Annotated in this window: 18 protein-coding genes; 4 read left to right on the top strand and 14 right to left on the bottom strand. The window is 65.7% G+C overall.

The features are described from left to right. Position 1: 1 nt before the first annotated feature. Positions 2–490 carry a DapH/DapD/GlmU-related protein gene (locus M1E07_RS03080; RefSeq protein WP_461188836.1) on the top strand — a complete coding sequence of 163 codons (489 nt, stop codon included), beginning with the start codon at positions 2–4 and terminating at the stop codon, positions 488–490. Here M1E07_RS03080 and M1E07_RS03075 read toward each other — a convergent pair whose 3' ends face one another. The 9 genes from M1E07_RS03075 to M1E07_RS03035 form a co-directional block, all read right to left on the bottom strand. Then, positions 491–1543 (bottom strand): HoxN/HupN/NixA family nickel/cobalt transporter, encoded by a 1053-nt coding sequence (locus tag M1E07_RS03075; RefSeq protein WP_461188835.1) that lies wholly within the window; start codon positions 1541–1543, stop codon positions 491–493. Beyond that, positions 1543–2376, bottom strand: a complete 834-nt coding sequence (locus M1E07_RS03070) for an urease accessory protein UreD (RefSeq protein WP_461190471.1) — start codon at positions 2374–2376, stop codon at positions 1543–1545. The genes M1E07_RS03075 and M1E07_RS03070 overlap by 1 nt, the downstream gene beginning before the upstream one ends. 146 nt (positions 2377–2522) lie before the next feature. Continuing rightward, positions 2523–3140 (bottom strand): urease accessory protein UreG, encoded by a 618-nt coding sequence (gene ureG, locus M1E07_RS03065; protein WP_461188834.1) that lies wholly within the window; start codon positions 3138–3140, stop codon positions 2523–2525. A gap of 27 nt (positions 3141–3167) precedes the next feature. Beyond that, positions 3168–3836, bottom strand: coding sequence for an urease accessory protein UreF (locus M1E07_RS03060; protein ID WP_461188833.1), 669 nt, complete (start codon positions 3834–3836; stop codon positions 3168–3170). 150 nt (positions 3837–3986) lie between these two features. Beyond that, positions 3987–4466: an urease accessory protein UreE gene (gene ureE / locus M1E07_RS03055; RefSeq protein ID WP_461188832.1), complete on the bottom strand. Its 480-nt coding sequence runs from the start codon at positions 4464–4466 to the stop codon at positions 3987–3989. A gap of 35 nt (positions 4467–4501) precedes the next feature. Next, positions 4502–6259, bottom strand: a complete 1758-nt coding sequence (ureC, locus tag M1E07_RS03050) for an urease subunit alpha (protein WP_461188831.1) — start codon at positions 6257–6259, stop codon at positions 4502–4504. Beyond that, on the bottom strand, positions 6256–6615 hold the full coding sequence (locus M1E07_RS03045; protein ID WP_461188830.1) for an urease subunit beta: 360 nt from the start codon (positions 6613–6615) through the stop codon (positions 6256–6258). The genes ureC and M1E07_RS03045 overlap by 4 nt, the downstream gene beginning before the upstream one ends. A gap of 10 nt (positions 6616–6625) precedes the next feature. Then, a complete protein-coding gene (locus M1E07_RS03040; protein WP_461188829.1) occupies positions 6626–6928 on the bottom strand; it encodes an urease subunit gamma in 303 nt (100 codons plus the stop codon). Positions 6929–7026: 98 nt separating this feature from the next. After that, on the bottom strand, positions 7027–7905 hold the full coding sequence (locus tag M1E07_RS03035) for a LysR substrate-binding domain-containing protein (RefSeq protein WP_461188828.1): 879 nt from the start codon (positions 7903–7905) through the stop codon (positions 7027–7029). A gap of 120 nt (positions 7906–8025) precedes the next feature. Between M1E07_RS03035 and M1E07_RS03030 the strand changes: the two genes are divergently transcribed. Continuing rightward, positions 8026–9186, top strand: coding sequence for an FAD-dependent oxidoreductase (locus M1E07_RS03030; RefSeq protein WP_461188827.1), 1161 nt, complete (start codon positions 8026–8028; stop codon positions 9184–9186). Beyond that, positions 9186–10436, top strand: coding sequence for an allantoate amidohydrolase (locus tag M1E07_RS03025; RefSeq protein ID WP_461188826.1), 1251 nt, complete (start codon positions 9186–9188; stop codon positions 10434–10436). Before M1E07_RS03030 ends, M1E07_RS03025 begins: the two co-directional genes overlap by 1 nt. Positions 10437–10508: 72 nt before the next feature. Here the strand turns inward: M1E07_RS03025 and M1E07_RS03020 are convergent, their stop codons facing one another. The 4 genes from M1E07_RS03020 to arfA all read right to left on the bottom strand — a co-directional run bounded on the left by M1E07_RS03020 (position 10509) and on the right by arfA (position 14362). Continuing rightward, on the bottom strand, positions 10509–11063 hold the full coding sequence (locus tag M1E07_RS03020) for a cysteine hydrolase family protein (RefSeq protein ID WP_461188825.1): 555 nt from the start codon (positions 11061–11063) through the stop codon (positions 10509–10511). A gap of 62 nt (positions 11064–11125) precedes the next feature. Beyond that, positions 11126–12130 carry a LacI family DNA-binding transcriptional regulator gene (locus M1E07_RS03015; protein WP_461190470.1) on the bottom strand — a complete coding sequence of 335 codons (1005 nt, stop codon included), beginning with the start codon at positions 12128–12130 and terminating at the stop codon, positions 11126–11128. Positions 12131–12231: 101 nt separating this feature from the next. Then, positions 12232–12822 carry an HhH-GPD-type base excision DNA repair protein gene (locus M1E07_RS03010; protein WP_461188824.1) on the bottom strand — a complete coding sequence of 197 codons (591 nt, stop codon included), beginning with the start codon at positions 12820–12822 and terminating at the stop codon, positions 12232–12234. 49 nt (positions 12823–12871) lie between these two features. Continuing rightward, a complete protein-coding gene (gene arfA / locus M1E07_RS03005) occupies positions 12872–14362 on the bottom strand; it encodes an arabinosylfuranosidase ArfA (RefSeq protein WP_461190469.1) in 1491 nt (496 codons plus the stop codon). Positions 14363–14748: 386 nt separating this feature from the next. Here arfA and M1E07_RS03000 point away from each other — a divergent pair, with 386 nt between their 5' ends. Next, the gene (locus M1E07_RS03000; RefSeq protein WP_461188823.1) at positions 14749–15747 is read left to right on the top strand and encodes a GAF and ANTAR domain-containing protein; all 999 of its coding nucleotides are present in this window, start codon (positions 14749–14751) and stop codon (positions 15745–15747) included. A 30-nt stretch (positions 15748–15777) separates the two neighbouring features. Here M1E07_RS03000 and araA read toward each other — a convergent pair whose 3' ends face one another. Next, entirely contained in the window at positions 15778–17298 is a 1521-nt protein-coding gene (gene araA / locus M1E07_RS02995; RefSeq protein WP_461188822.1) for an L-arabinose isomerase, read from the bottom strand. Positions 17299–17336: the final 38 nt, after the last annotated feature.

Genomic DNA, 17336 nt, shown 5'->3' with positions numbered 1-17336 from the left:
CATGAACGCGAAGTATGTCTCTGTTGAAGACGACGCCGGGAAGGTCACCCGTTATGTCCGCCATGCCAATGGCGGCGGCCTGACCGCCCCCGGTGCATTCGTGGCCGAAAGCGCACGCATCGGCCCCATGACCTATGTGGAGTACGGCGCCCGGATTGGCTCAGGATGCCGCATTGGCCATGGCAGCTGGATCGACCGTGACGCCATTATCGGCGACCGGGCCGTTATTGGCGACGGCGTACGGATCGGGCGGGGATCGGTAATCGGAAACCGGGTGCATATCGGCAGCCACTCGCGGATCGGCTCCAGCGTCCTGATCGAGCACGGGGTCCACTTGCACGCGGACAGCGCAGTCCCCGACGGCGGGCACGTGCCATCGGGTTCCACGGCACGGGTTTCGGAGCAGGCAAAGGTTCCGGCGGCCGGGAAGGTTCCCTCGGGAATGAGGGGCCGTCCGCACCGGAAGAGCAGGGGCCCGATGGCCGCCTGACTAGCTCTGTTGCCTTGGGGCGCCCGGCACCCGCCCCTTCAACGCAGCCGCACCCCAGACAGCCAGCAACAGCGCGACCAGCAAGAGCCCGGCGTCGCCAAGGTCGATCGACCCAAGCCACAGCGTCAACGGGTCCTCCAGGGCGAAGGCGGCGTTGGCGAAGCCACCCAGCGTAATGACGGCGATGAACAGGGCGGACACTGCGGAGATCCCGGTGACCAAAGCGTTAAAGCCGAGCTTCCGCTGCGGGTCGTCCAGCGCGGAGCGGTACATCCGCATCATGGCGACACCGTTGAGCGAATCACACAATGTCATGGCGGCAGCGAATGCCAGCGGCAGGGCAAGCAGGGCGAACGCCGGCACTCCGGCTAAGGACGCCGCCGTCGTCATCATCAGCAAGCCGATAGTGGTGGCGGTGTCGAAGCCCAGCCCGAACAGGAATCCGATCACGTAGATGTTCCGCGGACGGCGCACCCTGGACAGCGGCCGGGCGAGGAGCCTGGCCACCAGTCCTTGCGGCTCAAGATCCAGGGGATCGATCGCCGCACCCGTCCGCGCCCGGCGGTAAGCGCGCGCGGAGCGGGCAAAGGCGGAACCGTTAAACAGGCCCATCGCCAGCAGGAACAGGCCGGAAACCCCGCTGCCGATCAGCCCGAGCACCAGGTTTCCGGCGGACCCGTCCTGCATGAACTCCCCCACGACGGCCGCGCCAGCGATCACCAACACGCCCGCCAGGGTCACCACCGAGCTGTGCCCCAGGCTGAACGCGAAACCCACGCTGACCGGGTCCTGCCGGTTCGCCACGAACTTGCGCGTCGAGTTGTCGATGGCAGCCAGGTGGTCCCAGTCGTAGCTGTGCTTGACGCCCGCGAGGTAGGCAGTCAGGACCAGGCCCCAGGTGAGGGCCTGCGCGCCCGTGTTGCCGGAGAGCAGAAGTACGACGGCGGCGGCATGCAGCGCAGCTACCGCACCGAAAGTGAAGAAGAGGCGGGTCCGCAGCGGCAATGCTTCCCGCTGGCGGTAAAGGGTGGCGATGTTCGTCATGGCGGTCATCAGTGCTTCCTCAGGTTCAGTGGTTCCTGACCGTGCCAACGCTCCCGGAGGAGGGTGGTGCAGGCGCCGAGAAGGACATTCAGTTCCCCGGTGCTGTTGGACAGTGAGCGGAGGACCAGCCCGGTGGTTCCCGCTATGCTCCGGGTCAGCGAGATCCCGGTCAGGGCATCGTGCGCCGACGTGACGCCGTGGAGCTCATCGGCGAGTGCCTGGTCCACGCGCGTGTCCACCACGACCAGGGAACCGAGGTGGCTGAAGCCCCCCATGAACCCCAAACCGGTGACATCATCCGACGGCGGCCGGATCAGCAGGTTGTCCAGCGCCAGCAGTTCCGGCTCTCCTCCCCCGCCTTCCACCCGGATCTCGTTCCGCAGCCGGACTTCCTCGTACCGGAAGGCGGTCCCGTCCGGCGACCATCCGGGTGTCACCACCTCCGCCATCACCAGCGACGACGACGGCCGTAAGGTCACCTGGGTAAATTGCCGGTAACGGGCCTCCCGGTAGGCGATGAGCTGGTCAGGCACCAGCTCCAACCGGGCCCCCTCCCCCAGCCGGACAACCATCCGCTGCTCAGCAAACGACCCAGGAGTCCGATAAACCTTGGTAGCAGACTGGGTAGTCAGCAACAGATCGGCACCATCCCCCACTTCAACATCGAGGACAAAAAGATCCGCCCCAAGATAGGCCCCGCCAGGATTCACCACGACGTAGCAAACCTGCCCGGTGTCATCCAGATAGTGCGGCCGAAGTACGCGAAGAGCACCCCGATGAAACTGGTGCTCGGCCACAGATCGCTGACCACGAACGGCGACCCGGAGCTCAAGCTCACCCATGGGTGCCTGTCCGTGGCTGAGTCCGGCGGCTTCGCCGGATTTGGGGCCGTGCCCGCTTCGCGGTGCCCGCCACGCCGCGGCCCCCAAATCCGGCCTCGCCGCCTCAGCAGGTACGTCACCTTGGTGGAGGTCAACGGCAGGCATGTCTATTGCGCCAGATCGAGCATCAGGACGTCCCTGCGCACCCAATCGATGACGTTGTCGAGGCCCTCATCAGTCTTGAGGTTGGTGAAGCAGAACGGCTTGGATCCGCGGAATTCTTTGGAATCCCGCTCCATGACTGCGAGATCTGCCCCCACGTGTGGGGCGAGGTCGGTTTTGTTGATGATGAAGAGGTCGGACTTGATCATCCCTTGGCCGGCTTTGCGGGGGATCTTCTCACCCTGGGCCACATCAATGATGTAGATGGAGAAGTCGACGAGTTCGGGGCTGAAGGTGGCGGAGAGGTTGTCGCCGCCGGATTCGACGAAGATGACCTGGAGGTCGGGGTGCCGGGCTTTGAGTTCCTCGATGGCGGCGGTGTTCATGGAGGTGTCTTCGCGGATGGCGGTGTGCGGACAACCGCCGGTTTCGACGCCGATGATCCGGTCCACGGGGAGGATGCCGTTGGCGGCGAGGATTTTGGCGTCCTCGATGGTGTAGATGTCATTGGTGATGGCGGCCATGGATATCTCGCCGCTCATGTGCCGGGTGAGACGCTCCACGAGCTGGGTCTTGCCGGCTCCAACGGGTCCGCCGATGCCGATCTTGATGGGTTCGCTCATTTTTCCTCCTTTTATCCAAAAGCACAGTCAGCTCATGAACATCCGGGCACGTTGGCGTTCGTGCCGCATTTGTGAAATTTCGAGGCCGGGGCTGACGGCCCCGAAGTCGTCCGGCGCCAGGTGCGGGATCCGTTCGACGGCGGCAGCGACGTCGTCGGCCGCTTGCCTGAGGAGCCGCTGGCCGGCGTTCTGGCCGAGCGGGATAGCCCGGACCGCGTTCTGCGTCAGGGACGTGGCTGTGGCGAAAAGGTAGGCGGCGAGCGCTTCCTGCAACGGGACGCCGAGTGAACGGGCGACGACGGCGAACGCCAGCGGCTGATGCCCAGCGGCCCGGCCGGTGCTCACCAGGTCCCGGTACAGCCCCAGCTCCGCAGAGGGAAAGACCTCCACCCCGATCTCAAGCAACCGAAGCCCCATCTTCACGGAAGCCTCCCGAACCTGCCGAGGCAACAGGGAAGCAGAGAGCAGCGAATCCAGCTCCACAACATCAGCCCCCTCATAAAAAAACCGGATGGCCAACCCATCAGAGTAGGTCAACTGCTGCGAGATAAAAGCAGCCAACCACCGCCCAAAAGAAGCCTCATCACGAACCACCCCGGCGTCGATATAGCTCTCAAAACCGAAGGAGTGCGCAAACGCCCCAGTAGGAAGCGCAGAGTCAGTAAGCTGCTGCAAAGCAAGCTGATAACCGCTCACCGAACCGCCGCCCAACTGGAGAGAGCAAAGCGACGCGAGGGATATGGGGCCGCGGCGTGGCGGGCACCGCGAAGCGGGCACGGCCCCATATCCCTCGCGGCGCCGCCAGCCAACACATCCCTTCGAGCGCTCAGCACGGCGACAGGGTTACTAGTGACTGTGCTCAGCATGGCGAAAAGGCACAGGCATAACGCGTTCCTGGCGGGAGTAGGGCACGGCAGCGTGGCGAAGGTAGTCCTCGACGGTGTGGTCGTAAGCGCACACCATGACCTCGGCTTCGTATTCGGACGAGGCATCGAAGAACTGGGCCTGGAGGTGCCTGTTGCCGAGGGAGTGTGCCACGACGCCCATTTCGTGGATGGTCCGTGGCGAGATCACCAGGACGTCGGTGGGCAGCACTGATACAACGATCATGTTGGACTCGGCCACGTGCAGGATGTCGCCGTCGCGCAGGTAGCCGGAGCCCGACGGCAGCCGGATGCCGATCTCCTTGCCGTGGTCCGTCGTCGCGCGCTGGATGCGTTTGACCAGTTGCGCGCTGGGCAGCACCACTTTCTCCTGGTGGAGGTTGGCGTAGGCGTGCGGGTCCGGAAGTTCATGCAGGTTGCCGAGGACTTTTTCAATGATCACGGGGTGCTCCGGGTTGGGTTGTCAGGGAGGGGAGGTTAGAACAGGAAGTAGCGCTGGGCCATGGGCAGCACGTCGGACGGCTCGCAGGTGACGTCCTCGCCGTCGACGGTTACCTTGTAGGTTTCCGGATCCACTTGGATGTCCGGGGTGGCGTCGTTGTATTTCAGGTCGGCCTTGGTCAGCGTACGGATTCCTGAGACGGGTCTGATGACCTTTTCCAGCCCCAGCTTGTGGGGCACGCCGGCGTCGATCGCTGCCTGGGACAGGAACGTGATGGAGCACTGCTGCACGGCCTTCCCGTACGCGCCGAACATTGGCCGCATGGTGCGGGGTTGCGGAGTGGGGATGGAGGCGTTGGCGTCGCCCATCAGCGCGTAGGCGATCTGGCCGCCCTTGAGCACCAGCTCCGGTTTGACGCCGAAGAACGCCGGGTCCCAGAGGACCAGGTCTGCGAACTTGCCCACCTCCACCGAACCGACGGAGTCCGCGATGCCCTGTGCGATCGCCGGGTTGATCGTGTACTTGGCAACGTAGCGCTTGAGCCGGAAGTTGTCGCTGCCCGCACCCAGGCCCGCCTCGGAACCATGCGCTCCGGCCGCTTCGTCCCCCCTGGGGTCTTCCAAAACGCCCCGCTGCTTCTTCATCTTGTCCGCCACCTGCCAGGTGCGGGTGATCACCTCGCCCACACGGCCCATGGCCTGGGAGTCGGAGGACGTGATGGAAAAGATGCCCAGGTCCTGCAGGACGTCCTCGGCGGCGATGGTCTCTGCCCGGATCCGGGAATCTGCGAACGCCACGTCCTCGGGGATGTCCGGGTTGAGGTGGTGGCAGACCATCAGCATGTCCAGGTGCTCTTCGATGGTATTGCGGGTATAGGGCAGCGTGGGGTTGGTGGACGCGGGCAGGACGTTGGGCATCCCGGCGATTTTGATGATGTCCGGGGCGTGCCCGCCGCCCGCTCCCTCAGTGTGGAAGGTGTGGATGACGCGGCCGTTTATGGCGCGGATGGTGTCCTCCACGAAGCCGCACTCGTTGAGGGTGTCGGTGTGGATGGCCACCTGGACGTCGTATTCGTCCGCCACTGTCAGGGAGGTGTCGATCGAGGAGGTGGTGGAGCCCCAGTCCTCGTGGACCTTCAGCCCGATGGCGCCGGCGCGGATCTGCTCGGCCAGAGGTTCGACGGCGGATGCGTGGCCTTTGCCGAACAGGCCGATGTTCATGGGGAAGCCCTCGGCGGCCTGCAGCATGCGCTGGATGTGCCACTTCCCGGGAGTTACCGTGGTGGCCTTGGTGCCTTCGGCCGGGCCGGTGCCGCCGCCGATCATGGTGGTGATGCCGCTGGTCAGCGCCGCCGGGATCTGGTCCGGGGAGATGAAGTGGATGTGTGTGTCCACTCCCCCGGCCGTGAGGATCTTGCGCTCGCCGGCGATGACTTCAGTGCTCGCGCCGATCACGATGTCCACTCCGTCGGTAATCTGCGGGTTGCCGGCCTTGCCGATCTTGAAGATGTGGCCATCCTTGAGTGCGACGTCGGCCTTGTAGATGCTGGTGTAGTCCAGGATCACCGCGTTGGTGATGACAGTGTCCGGAACGTCCTCATCCCGGGTGGCCTGGCCGTTCTGGCCCATGCCGTCGCGAATCACTTTGCCGCCGCCGAACACCACCTCCTCGCCGTACACGGTGAGGTCTTTCTCAATCTCAAGAAACAGGTCGGTGTCCGCCAGGCGGATGGCGTCACCGGTCGTGGGGCCGTACAGGTCGGCGTACTGCCGGCGCGGAATGTCGAAGCTCACTTGGCAGTCTCCTTCGCTGCGTGCCGCGCTCCGCCAAACCCCGCGGGCTCTGTCAGCGGCCCATTGACCGCGTTACCCAGTCCGTACACTTCGCGGGTGCCGGCCAGTTCGATGAGCCGCACGTTCCGGGAGTCCCCCGGTTCGAACCGCGCAGCGGTTCCGGCGGGAATGTCCAGGCGGCGCCCGTATGCTGCCTCCCGGTCGAAGGTCAGCGCGGCGTTCGTTTCGGCAAAGTGGAAATGCGAGCCCACCTGCACGGGCCGGTCGCCGGTGTTGGTGACGACGACGTCGATCGCCTCCCGGCCTGCGTTCGCCGTCAGCGGTTCGGTGCGAAGAACATACTCTCCTGGAATCATGGCCTGCCCTTCAGCGGATGGGATCGTGGACGGTGACGAGTTTGGTGCCGTCCGGGAATGTAGCCTCGATCTGCACGTCGTGGATCATTTCCGGCACGCCTTCCATCACGTCTTCCCGGCTGAGCAGGGCGGTGCCGTAACTCATGAGGTCGGCCACGCTGCGCCCGTCCCGGGCGCCCTCGATCAGCTCGTAACTGATGATGGCCACGGCTTCGGGGTAGTTGAGCTTGAGTCCGCGGGCCTGGCGCCGGCGCGCGAGATCAGCGGCCACCACAATCAGAAGCTTTTCCTGCTCACGTGGCATCAGATGCATCGGGTTCCCTTCGACGGCCAGCGGACGGCGTGGGACCCACAGTAGGTGCCGAACGTTTCCGCGACGTTTCGGGCATCCGTCAGCGGAGGAAATGAGGGTTATCCGGGGATGCCGCCCTTCAGGCAGGCAACGAAGTCTTCCGCCGCTGGGGAAAACCGGGGAGGACGTGCTATGTGGAGCTCGGTTTGCGGCCGTCCGGTGAGGCGTCGGGTGGTGACGCCCGGCATCTGGAACCGCTGCACCGACTCCGGAAGGACAGATACCCCTAACCCCGCGGCTACCAGGCCCAGGACTGTTTCCTGGTGTATGGCCCGCTGTACCACGGTGGGCGGCACCGCCAGGGGTTCGAACAACCGCAGGACCCGCGCCACGAAGCCGGGCATCAGGCCGTAAGGGAACAGGATCATCGGTTCGGCTTCGAGGTCCTGCGGGCGGATCTCATCGCGGGCTGCCAAGTGGTGCGTTTCCTGGAGGACCACCACCAGGTCCTCGGCGCTCAGCAGCTCGAGGTTCAGCCCGGGAACCTCACCCGGGTCCCGGATCAGGCCAAGGTCAAGATCCCCGTCCAGCAGTTGCTCTATCTGCTCCCCGCTGGTGAGCGGATGCAGCACCAGGTCCACGCGCGGCCGGTGCTGGCGGAAAGTGCGGATAGCTTCCGGGACGGTGGTGTAGCTGGCGGAGCTGACGAAGCCCACCCTGATCCTTCCACTTTTGCCTGCCGCGACGTCGGCCACATCACCCGCTGCGGCATCCAGGTCGGCGATGGCCGCCTGGGCACGGTCGCGGAACGCCTGCCCGGCCGCCGTCAGGGTGACGCGGCGGGTGGTGCGGTCAAACAGCTGGACGCCAAGCTCGCGCTCAAGCCTCCGAATGGCGACTGTCAGGGGTGGCTGGGTGATGTGCAGCCGTTCCGCGGCCCGGCCAAAGTGCAGCTCGTCCGCGACGACCAGGAAGTACCGCAGCTGCCGGAGTTCCATGGCGATTCTTTCGATTGACGCTAATAATTGCTAGCCAAATGATATTGGACGCTAGGGATCTCTGGGTGGGTTACTGAATGGAGACCATGAACCAACACCTCAATGCACAGGGAGCAATCCATGGGATCCACCGAGTATGCCGTTGTCGGTGCAGGGCTTTCAGGAGCTGCCACCGCCTGGCACCTCGCCATACGCGGCCACGAGGTGGCGCTGCTCGAGCGTTCAACCCCCGCAAACGACGCAGGAAGCTCCCACGGCTCCGCCCGGATTTTCCGCTATGCCTACCCGGAGGAGTTCTACACGCGCCTCGTGCAGGAGGCGAAAAGCGGCTGGGACGAACTCGCCCGCCTCAGCGGCAAGCAGCTCATCACCCCCACCGGCGCCGTGGACTACGGCGCCATCCGCCAGCCTGAGCGCCTGGCGGGGGTACTGGCGGCACGCGGCATCGACCACGAGCTCCTCACCCCCGAAGAGGCCAACCGCCGCTGGCCCCAGATCGCCTTCGACACCCAAGTACTGTGGCACCCGGGCGCCGGCGTGATCGACGCCCACGAATCCGTGGCTTCCATGGTTGAGCAGGCGGTTGCCCACGGCGCCGGACTCCGCAACAACTGGGCGGTAGCTTCGATCTCCGGATCGGCCGGTGCCTACGTGCTCACTTCCGGGGACGGCCGTACCCTGCGCGCGGCCAATGTCATTGTTGCAGCAGGCGGATGGCTCCCCCAGCTCCTGGGATCGCTGGCGCTGCCCTCATCGTTCCTGGCCGGCATGCCGCCCCTTGAGGTGCGGCAGGAACAGGCCTACCATTTCCCCTACGTTGGCGGGCACGACGGCGGCACGACGCCTTGGCCTACGTTCATCCACAAACGCGAGGGCTGGCAGGCCTACGGCCTGCCGGGCGGCCGCGACGCCGGCTTCCACGGGCAGAAGGTCGCCGAATACAACGGCGGCAAAATCCTGCCGTCCGCTGCGGACCAGGACGGCCAAATCGCACCGGACAACCGGCGTCGGGTCATCGAGTACGTCGAACGGTACCTGCCGGGCCTGGTTCCCGAACCCTATGCCGAAACCACCTGTCTGTTCACCAACACCCCCACAGAGGATTTCATCCTGGACCGGGCGGACGGCATCACCGTCCTTTCGCCCTGCTCGGGTCACGGGGCAAAGTTCGCCCCGCTGATTGGCCAGCTTGCGGCCGATCTGGCAACGGGTGCAGGATCCGTGCCGGACCAGTTCCGGCTCGCCGCGCAGGCCAGCCGCGCAGCAGTGGCGGCCCGCTGATGGCCGGAACGGAAACCACTCCCCTGGCCCAGGCTCCCACGGCGACTGTCACGGGGCTGATGTCCGAAATAGCCGGCACCGGCACGGACGCCCTCCGCGGCGGCTACACCCGCCCGGTGTACTCCACCGCCGAACTGGACCTGCGCAACTGGTTCATCGAACAGGCCGAAAAGCGTGGCCTGAGCGTGGAAACGGACCGCAACGGTGCCATCTGGGCCTGGTGGGACGTCCCCGGCGGAGACCGCAGCAACAGCCTGGTCACCGGAAGCCACCTCGACTCCGTACCCGGCGGCGGCCCCTTTGACGGGCCGCTCGGCGTCGCCTCCGCGCTGGTGGCAGTGGACGTCCTGAAGGCGCGGATGGCCGTTCCCACGCGTCCGCTTGCGGTGGTGGTGTTCCCGGAGGAAGAAGGCTCCCGCTTCGGTGTAGCCTGCCTCGGTTCCCGGCTGATGACCGGCGCCATCGATCCGGACAAGGCCCGCAACCTCCGTGACCCCGACGGTTCAACGTTTGCGGACGTTGCCCGCGCCAACGGGCTGGACCCACGCTTCCTGGGCCGCGATGAGGAACGCCTGGGCCAGATCGGCGCGTTCGTTGAGCTTCACGTTGAACAGGGCCGCGGGCTGATTGACCTCGACCAGCCCATCGCCATTGCTTCCTCCATTTTGGGGCACGGGCGCTGGCGCCTGAGCGTCCACGGCCAGGGCAACCATGCCGGCACCACTCTGATGGCCGACCGGCATGATCCCATGGTGTCTGCGTCCCGGATGGTGATGGCCGTTAGGGATATGGCCCGGAAGCAGCCGCATGCACGGGCGACGGTGGGAAGGCTGCAGCCTGTCCCGGGCGGAACCAACGTCATTGCCTCCCGGGTGGATTTCTGGCTGGACGTACGGCACCCCGACGACGCCGTGACAGCTGCCCTGGTGGAGAGCATCCATCAGCAAGCGCAGGTCATTGCCGCCGAGGAAGGCTGCCGCGTCGAACTCCGGGAGGAATCACTAAGCCCCACCGCCAATTTCGATGCCGGACTGCAAAAGGAACTCCAGCTCGCCCTGCCCCAGGCGCCCATCCTGGACACAGGGGCAGGGCACGACGCCGGGGTCCTGGCACCCTGCGTTCCCACCGCCATGGTCTTCGTCCGCAACCCCAGCGGCGTATCCCACTCCCCCGAAGAACATGTGCTGGACGAAGACGCCGAAATAGGGGCCCAGACCCTGGCAGACGCCCTTCAAAGTCTGCTGGCGTGAGCACATAGCAAAGGCGCGAAGGCGGCACTTCCGTAGGTGCCGCCGTCGCGCTTTACCCCTTGCCTTGCGGACCTATGCCTTTTGCAACCGCGCCACGATCTCGTCGCTGGACTGGACGGGCTGGCGGTAACTGGTGGAAAGGATGCGCAGCATGTCCGCAGCGTCCTGGTTGTCCTCAGAGGCCATGGCATCCTTGGCGTATGTAACCCGGATGTTGTGGGCAAAGGCGTCAGCGCCGGTCTGGGCGATGCAGTTGTGGGTGGAGACTCCGGCAAGCACCACCTCGTCGACACCCCAGTTGCGCAGCCGGGCCAGCAGGTTGGTCCCCACGAAGGCGCTGTCGCGCGTCTTGTTCAGCTGCGGCAGGCCATCGATTGCGAGGCCGGGCACAGCCTGCGCCTGCTCGGTGCCGCGGAAAATGAAGCCCTGGTTATCGTCAAGCATGTTCAGCGTCCACGTGGATTTGTCCCGCTCGTGCTCGGTACCCACCATCAACGCCTTGTGGCCGGTTGCCTTAAAAGCCTTCAGCATCCTGTTGCAGGAGCCCACCAACCGGTCCTGCTGTGCTGCCAGTTCCGGCGCCTCAAAGTAGGCGTTCTGCATGTCGATGACAAGAAGTGCAATCATGTGGGCACCTTTCCCTCGTTGAGCTCTGCCGGAAACCGTACCCTGCGGATGGCCGGGCGAAACTAGGGTGCGGATTCGCGGATCTTTAGCTGGAACCCGGACTCCACATGAACGCCCTGGCTGGCCGTTTCCTGCCCCTCGATCCGGTCGAGCAGCAGGGCTATGGAGCGTTCGGCGATCTCCTCCATGCCCGGCGCAACGGTGGTCAGCGGCGGCGACGCAAACCGTGCCTCGCCAATGTCGTCGAAGCCGGCCACGGCCACCTCGTCCGGCACCCGGACACCGCGGATCAGCAGTTCGTGCATGGCACCCAGGGCGAGGACGTCGTTCAGGCCGAACACGGCGTCGAACTCCACACCCTCTTCCAGGAGTCCCGCAACCGCAACCGCGCCGTTGTCCCGGCGCCACTCGCACGGCGCGATCAACGCCGGCTCGAACGGAACCCCGGCCTGCTCCAGCGCCTTCCGGTAGCCGTTGAGGCGGAGTCCGGGGCTGCCGGCGGACTCCTCCGGATGCGCACCGATGACGGCGATCCGACGCCGGCCGGCGGCCAGCAGATGGGCGGTCAAGGCGGCGGCGGCTTCCTCGTTCTTCATGGTGACGAGGTCGAAGCGGGCATCGAGGATGTGTTCACCCAGCATGACCAGGGGTTTGTTGCCCAGGCGGGCTGCGATGGCCTCGGCGTCGATCATCAGCGGCGTGAACAGCAGGCCGTCGGTCAACTGGCGGAACGGCCCTTGAAGGGCGTTCAGCTCCACGTCCGCCACGGCGTCTGACTGTTCCACCAGGACCCGGTAGCCCCGCTGGGCTGCGGCTTTCATCAGCCTGGAGGCCAGTTCCGCGTAATAGGGCGCGGAGAGGTCGGACAGGACCAGGCCCAGCATGCGGGTCTTGCCGGAGCGGAGGCTGCGGGCGGTGAGGTTGGCTTCGTACCCGAGCTCGGCGATGGCGTCCTGAACCCGCTGCTTGGTGGCGGGCCGGATGAACTCGTAGTCGTTCAGGACGTTGGACACCGTCTTCAACGAGACGCCCGCCGCCCTCGCTACGTCGTTCATGGTGACCGCCATCATGGCTCCTTCTTGTGGTTCCGCTGTTCCTGGCATACATCGTTGCAGAAGATGCCGTCCGTGCGGGAACCGCCGGAAAGACGAGGACAGCGACGAGCCTGTCAGCCCTTCGCTTTGGCCGCCTTGGCCGCGGCCTTGGCAGCCTGCTTGCTGGCCCGCACCTTGGTGAGGGACTCCGGATCGACGATGTCCGCAACCGAAAGGTACGCGCCCTCCTCGCCATAGTGCCCGGCCGCTTCGCGCCAGCCCGGCGCCTTGAGGCCGCACTGCTTGCCGAGCAGGGCAAGGAAGATCTTGGCCTTCTGCTCGCCGAAGCCGGGCAACGCCTTCAACCGGCGCAGCACCTCACCGCCGTCGGGCCCGCCCTTGGTCCAGATCCCGGCGGCATCCCCGTCCCACTCGCTCTGCACCGTTTCGGCGAGCGCCTGCACACGTGCCGCCATCGAACCCGGGAAGCGGTGGACTGCGGGCCGTTCCTTGAACATCTCAACGAAGGCCTGCGGATCCTGCGAGGCAATGGCCTCGGGCTTCATGGACCCGATCCTGGTCTTGATCTTCCCGGGCCCGGCGAACGCCGATTCCATGGTCACCTGCTGGTCCAGCAGCATGCCCGTCAGCAATGCGAAAGCGTCCTCGCTCAACAACCTGTCCGCGGCGGGGTCACCCGTGATATGCAGTTCCATGCCGACCATCCTCCCACCTGCGCGCGGCCGTCGTCATGACGCCCCCTCCCCGGAAGGATTAGCTGCCAACGGCGAGCCGGATCATGGACCAGGAAACTGCCGGAAGGTCGGCGGTGAGGCGGCCGCCGTCGGCCTTGACGGACACGTTTTCCGCCGGCAGGACGGAGGTCGAATCATCCGCAGTTGCCTGCCAGTACGGGTCCTTGTTGGTGTAGGTGAGGGCCTCAACAACGCTCACATTGCCCAGGCCGGACACCACGGCATCAAGTCCGAGCGCGTCAGTGGCCGAGCGGTTGACGGCGAACACCACGGCCTCGCCTTTGTCTGCGTCATAGGTTGCGACGGCGGACACGGCGGCAAAGTCGACCGTCTTGCCGCCGCTGACCAGCGGGGATTCGACGGCGAGCTGCAGCACGGTCCCGGAGGCGTGCCGTGAGGTGAGCGCGAAGGGGTGGAAGGTTGTTTGCTTCCAGGCGCGGCCGCCGGGCTCGGTCATGATGGGGGCGATCACGTTGACCAGCTGCGCCAGGCTGGCGGAGTGGACGCGGTCCGTGTTCTTGAGCAGGGTCAGCAGGAGATCGCCCACGACGACGGCGTCCGCCACCGTGTAGGTGTCCTCGAGCAGGACGGGGGCTACCGGCCAGTCCTTGCCGCTGGGTGCCCGGGACTCGTCCCGGCTCATGTGCCACACGTTCCATTCGTCGAAGGAGATATTCACCTGCCGGGCGGACTTCTTCACCGACTTCACGTGGTCGATGTGGCTCACGATGTCGTGGATAAAGGCTTCCATCCGGTGGCCGGCAGAGAGGTGTTCCTGCAGGTCGCCGAAGTCCTCGAAGTACTGGTGCGCCGAGATGAGGTCCACCAGCTCGTAGGTCTCCGAGAGGACGACGCGCTCCCACTCGCCAAAGGTGCTCATGCTGGGGCCGGAGCTGCCACAGGCCACCAGTTCCAGGCCGGGGTCGATCATGCGCATGCCGCGGGCGGTATCGGCGGCGAGCCGGCCGTACTCCAGGGCATTCTTGTGCCCGATCTGCCAGGGCCCGTCCATCTCGTTACCCAGGCACCACATCTTGATGCCATAGCCGTCTTCTGCGCCGTTGGTCCGGCGCTGGTCCGAAAAGGCCGTGCCGCCGTCGATGTTGCAGTACTCCAGCAGGTCCAGCGCTTCCTGCGTGCCCCGGGTGCCGAGGTTCACGGCCATCATGGTTTCGACGCCGGCCTTGGCTGACCACTTGGCGAACTCGTCGACGCCCACCAGGTTGGGGTCGGTTGAGTGCCAGGCAAGGTCAAGGCGGACAGGCCGCTTGTCTGCCGGGCCCACACCGTCCTCCCAGCGGTAGCCGGACACAAAGTTGCCGCCCGGGTAGCGGACCGTGGACACTCCAAGTTCGCGGGTCAGCTCAAGCACGTCGCTCCGGAAGCCGTCCTCATCCGCCTGCGGATGGTCCGGCTCGAAGATGCCGGTGAACACACAGCGTCCCAGGTGCTCCACAAAGGCACCGAATGTCCGGCGGCGGACAGGGCCCACTGCAAAAGCGGGGTCCATGGTGACCTTTGCTGAGGTAATTCCTGCGCCGCTGGTCTCGACGGTGCCGCCCGGTTCTGTTGCTGCCACGAAAACGTCCTCGTTCCTGATTCTTTCCGGCTAATTTACAACGTTATAGAAATATTGTTGGCCGTAGCGGGTCCGGAGTCAAGCCCAGTGGAGGGACTTCCGCCACGTGTGCGCTCCGCGGGGCCCCGGACAGCCCCGGGACGCCCACCTGCGAAGACACCAAGTACAGGTAGTACCGGCCAAAAACCAAGTAGTACCTAATTACAAAAACGAGTACCGCTTACGCGTTCTCCCCGGACGCCCACGAACTAGGTTTTTCACAGAGACAAGACGTGTTCTGGCTCGCGGTACTTGCTCACGAGGGGGTGTGAGACGCAATGCATGCACGATACGCAAGCTCCGACTTCCCGGTCCGACGGACCCGGGTACTAAACGGGGCCGGCGACGAGGAGGCCTTTGAGACCAAGGCCTCTCCCCCAGCCGTCGCCGGCCCTCTTGCTTCTCCGCAGGGCCCCAACGGCCAACGGCAGGGTGCCGCCCCGCCGGGAAACGGCTCACGCGGAAACTCCGCATCGGGGCACACTGCACCCACGCCGCCCAGGACAGCCGCATCCGCAGCAGGAAAGCCGGACGGAATCCTGCTGGACCTGATGACCGGCACGGAGATACTGCACGATTCCCTCGAACTCCTTGCCGCCGCATCCGTCCGGGCCGTGGTCCGCACGGCAGGCCTCGTCATTGAAGCTGCCGTAGTGGTGCACCAGACGAAGCGGACGCCGGCCATCACGGGCACATCGCCGGAAGTCATCCGACTGCTGCAGTGGGAGCAGGAATCGGGCGAAGGGCCGGTCAGTGAGGTCCTGACCGGGGGACATCCCGTGGCCGTGCTGCAACGAAGTGGCGATTTCCGCTGGCCGCGGTACTGCCATCAGCTGCAGTTGGCCAGCCTGGGCAGTGTCCTCGGCGTTCGCCTCCGTCTGGATCAGGGCGCGGGCGAGCTGCGGGACGATGGCACGCCTCATCACCAGGCCAGTGCAGCCCTGGCTTTTTTTGCCCAGGACGCCAAGGCATTCCCGCTGCAGGTGATTTCAGAGGCGCGGGCCTTCGCCGGCCTCGCGGCCAAGAGCCTGCAGATGGCCCTTGACCTGCACACCGCGAGGTCCACCGCCTCGGATCTGCGGTTGGCGTTGGACAGCCGCACGTCCATCAATGTTGCCTGCGGTGTGATTATGGCCCAGAACAGGTGCTCCTACCACGAGGCTTTTTCGATCCTGGCCAAGGCCTCAAGCCACCGGAACATCAAGGTCCGAAGGGTGGCGGAAGACATCCTCGAGCGGCTGCCTGAGGGCCCTCCGCGCGCGCACTTCGGGCACTAGGCAAGCTGCCGAAAGGCACAGCAAGGGTGCCTAGATGCCGCCGGCCAGTTTGTAGTAGGCGGCGTTCCAGTTAAGGTCCTTTTTGAACTGGCGGATGGTGGTTCCTTCATCGATGGTGAGCAGTTCAGTTTTGGCGATCTCCGCGAAGTCCTCAAACACATCCATGCCCACTTGGGTGGACAGCACGGTGTGGTGCGCCGCGCCGGCGGTAAGCCAGGCGGCGGCGGAGGTGGCGAAGTCCGGCTTGGGCTGCCAGAGTGCGCGGGCCACCGGGAGGTTGGGCAGCGGCTGGTCCAGGGGGACGACGTCGACGGCGTTGGCCACCAGGCGGAACCTGTCCCGCATGTCCGAGAGGGCGACGACCACACCCGGGGAGGCATCGGCGTCGAACACCAGGCGTACGGGGTCTTCCTTGCCGCCGATGCCGAGCGGATGGATTTCCAGGCGCGGCCTGGTTGCGGTCAGGGAGGGGCAGACCTCCAGCATGTGTGCGCCCAGGATTTTCTCCGCGCCGGGTTCCAGGTGGTACGTGTAGTCCTCCATCAGCGACGCCCCGCCGGGCAGGCCCGCACCCATGACCTTCGCGGCGCGGACCAGAATGGCGGTCTTCCAGTCGCCCTCGGCGCCGAAGCCATACCCGGCTGCCATCAGCCGCTGGACGGCCAGGCCGGGGAGCTGGCGGAGCGCGCCGAGGTCCTCGAAGGACGTGGTGAATGCTGCGGAGCCGTTGGCTTCCAGGAAGCTGCGCAGGCCCAGCTCAATCCGGGCACCGTAGCGGAGGGACTCGTGGCGGTCCGCCCCTGCGCGGAGCTCCGGAACCACGTCGTAAAGGTCCTCGTACTCCGCAACGAGTGAGTCGACGTCGGCCTCCGCGACGCCGTGCACCGCATCGGCGAGCTCGTTGACGGACCAGGTGTTAACGGCGACGCCGAAACGGAGCTCAGCCTCGGTCTTGTCGCCTTCGGTGACGGCCACGTTGCGCATGTTGTCGCCGAACCGGGTCAGCTTCAGGGTCCGGACGGCGGCCCAGCCGGCGGCGGCGCGCTGCCAGGAACCCACTTGGCGGGCCACTTCAGGGTTGGAGACGTGCCCCACCACCGTCTTGCGGGCGATGCCGAGGCGGGACTGGATGTAGCCGAACTCGCGGTCGCCGTGGGCTGCCTGGTTCAGGTTCATGAAGTCGAAGTCGATGTCCGCCCAGGGCAGGTCCCGGTTGGCCTGGGTGTGCAGGTGCAGCAGCGGCTTGCGGAGCAGGTCAAGGCCCTGGATCCACATCTTGGCCGGCGAGAAGGTGTGCATCCAGGCGGTGACCCCGATGACGGAATCGTCCGAGTTGGCCTCCAGCGCGGTGCGGCGGATGGCGTCCGAGTCGGTGAGGACCGGCTTCCACACGATCCGCACCGGCACCGAGGAGGAGGCGTTGAGCTGGTTGGCGATCTCCTGTGATTGGGCGGCCACCTGCTTGAGGACGTCCTCGCCGTAGAGGTGCTGGCTTCCGGTGAGGAACCAGACCTCGTAGCCGTCAAGGGAAGTGTTTGCTGCGGTGCTCATGGGTTCTCCTGGGGACTAGGTTCTGGTGGGGCCGACGG

The organism is Arthrobacter sp. Z4-13 (assembly GCF_054792705.1).
Note: the sequence above shows the minus strand (reverse complement) of the source record. Positions and strands in the feature narration are given on the sequence as shown.

Excerpts from the sequence above, each read along its gene's own strand:
- ureG (WP_461188834.1), bottom strand. The coding sequence starts at position 3,140 with ATGAGCGAACCCATCAAGATCGGCATCGGCGGACCCGTTGGAGCCGGC.
- M1E07_RS03000 (WP_461188823.1), top strand. The coding sequence starts at position 14,749 with ATGCATGCACGATACGCAAGCTCCGACTTCCCGGTCCGACGGACCCGG.
- M1E07_RS03020 (WP_461188825.1), bottom strand. The coding sequence starts at position 11,063 with ATGATTGCACTTCTTGTCATCGACATGCAGAACGCCTACTTTGAGGCG.
- M1E07_RS03030 (WP_461188827.1), top strand. The coding sequence starts at position 8,026 with ATGGGATCCACCGAGTATGCCGTTGTCGGTGCAGGGCTTTCAGGAGCT.
- arfA (WP_461190469.1), bottom strand. The coding sequence starts at position 14,362 with ATGGACCCCGCTTTTGCAGTGGGCCCTGTCCGCCGCCGGACATTCGGT.
- M1E07_RS03075 (WP_461188835.1), bottom strand. The coding sequence starts at position 1,543 with ATGACCGCCATGACGAACATCGCCACCCTTTACCGCCAGCGGGAAGCA.
- M1E07_RS03015 (WP_461190470.1), bottom strand. The coding sequence starts at position 12,130 with ATGGCGGTCACCATGAACGACGTAGCGAGGGCGGCGGGCGTCTCGTTG.
- M1E07_RS03045 (WP_461188830.1), bottom strand. The coding sequence starts at position 6,615 with ATGATTCCAGGAGAGTATGTTCTTCGCACCGAACCGCTGACGGCGAAC.
- M1E07_RS03040 (WP_461188829.1), bottom strand. The coding sequence starts at position 6,928 with ATGCATCTGATGCCACGTGAGCAGGAAAAGCTTCTGATTGTGGTGGCC.
- araA (WP_461188822.1), bottom strand. The coding sequence starts at position 17,298 with ATGAGCACCGCAGCAAACACTTCCCTTGACGGCTACGAGGTCTGGTTC.
- M1E07_RS03025 (WP_461188826.1), top strand. The coding sequence starts at position 9,186 with ATGGCCGGAACGGAAACCACTCCCCTGGCCCAGGCTCCCACGGCGACT.
- M1E07_RS03080 (WP_461188836.1), top strand. The coding sequence starts at position 2 with ATGAACGCGAAGTATGTCTCTGTTGAAGACGACGCCGGGAAGGTCACC.
- M1E07_RS03070 (WP_461190471.1), bottom strand. The coding sequence starts at position 2,376 with ATGGGTGAGCTTGAGCTCCGGGTCGCCGTTCGTGGTCAGCGATCTGTG.
- M1E07_RS03010 (WP_461188824.1), bottom strand. The coding sequence starts at position 12,822 with ATGGTCGGCATGGAACTGCATATCACGGGTGACCCCGCCGCGGACAGG.
- M1E07_RS03035 (WP_461188828.1), bottom strand. The coding sequence starts at position 7,905 with ATGGAACTCCGGCAGCTGCGGTACTTCCTGGTCGTCGCGGACGAGCTG.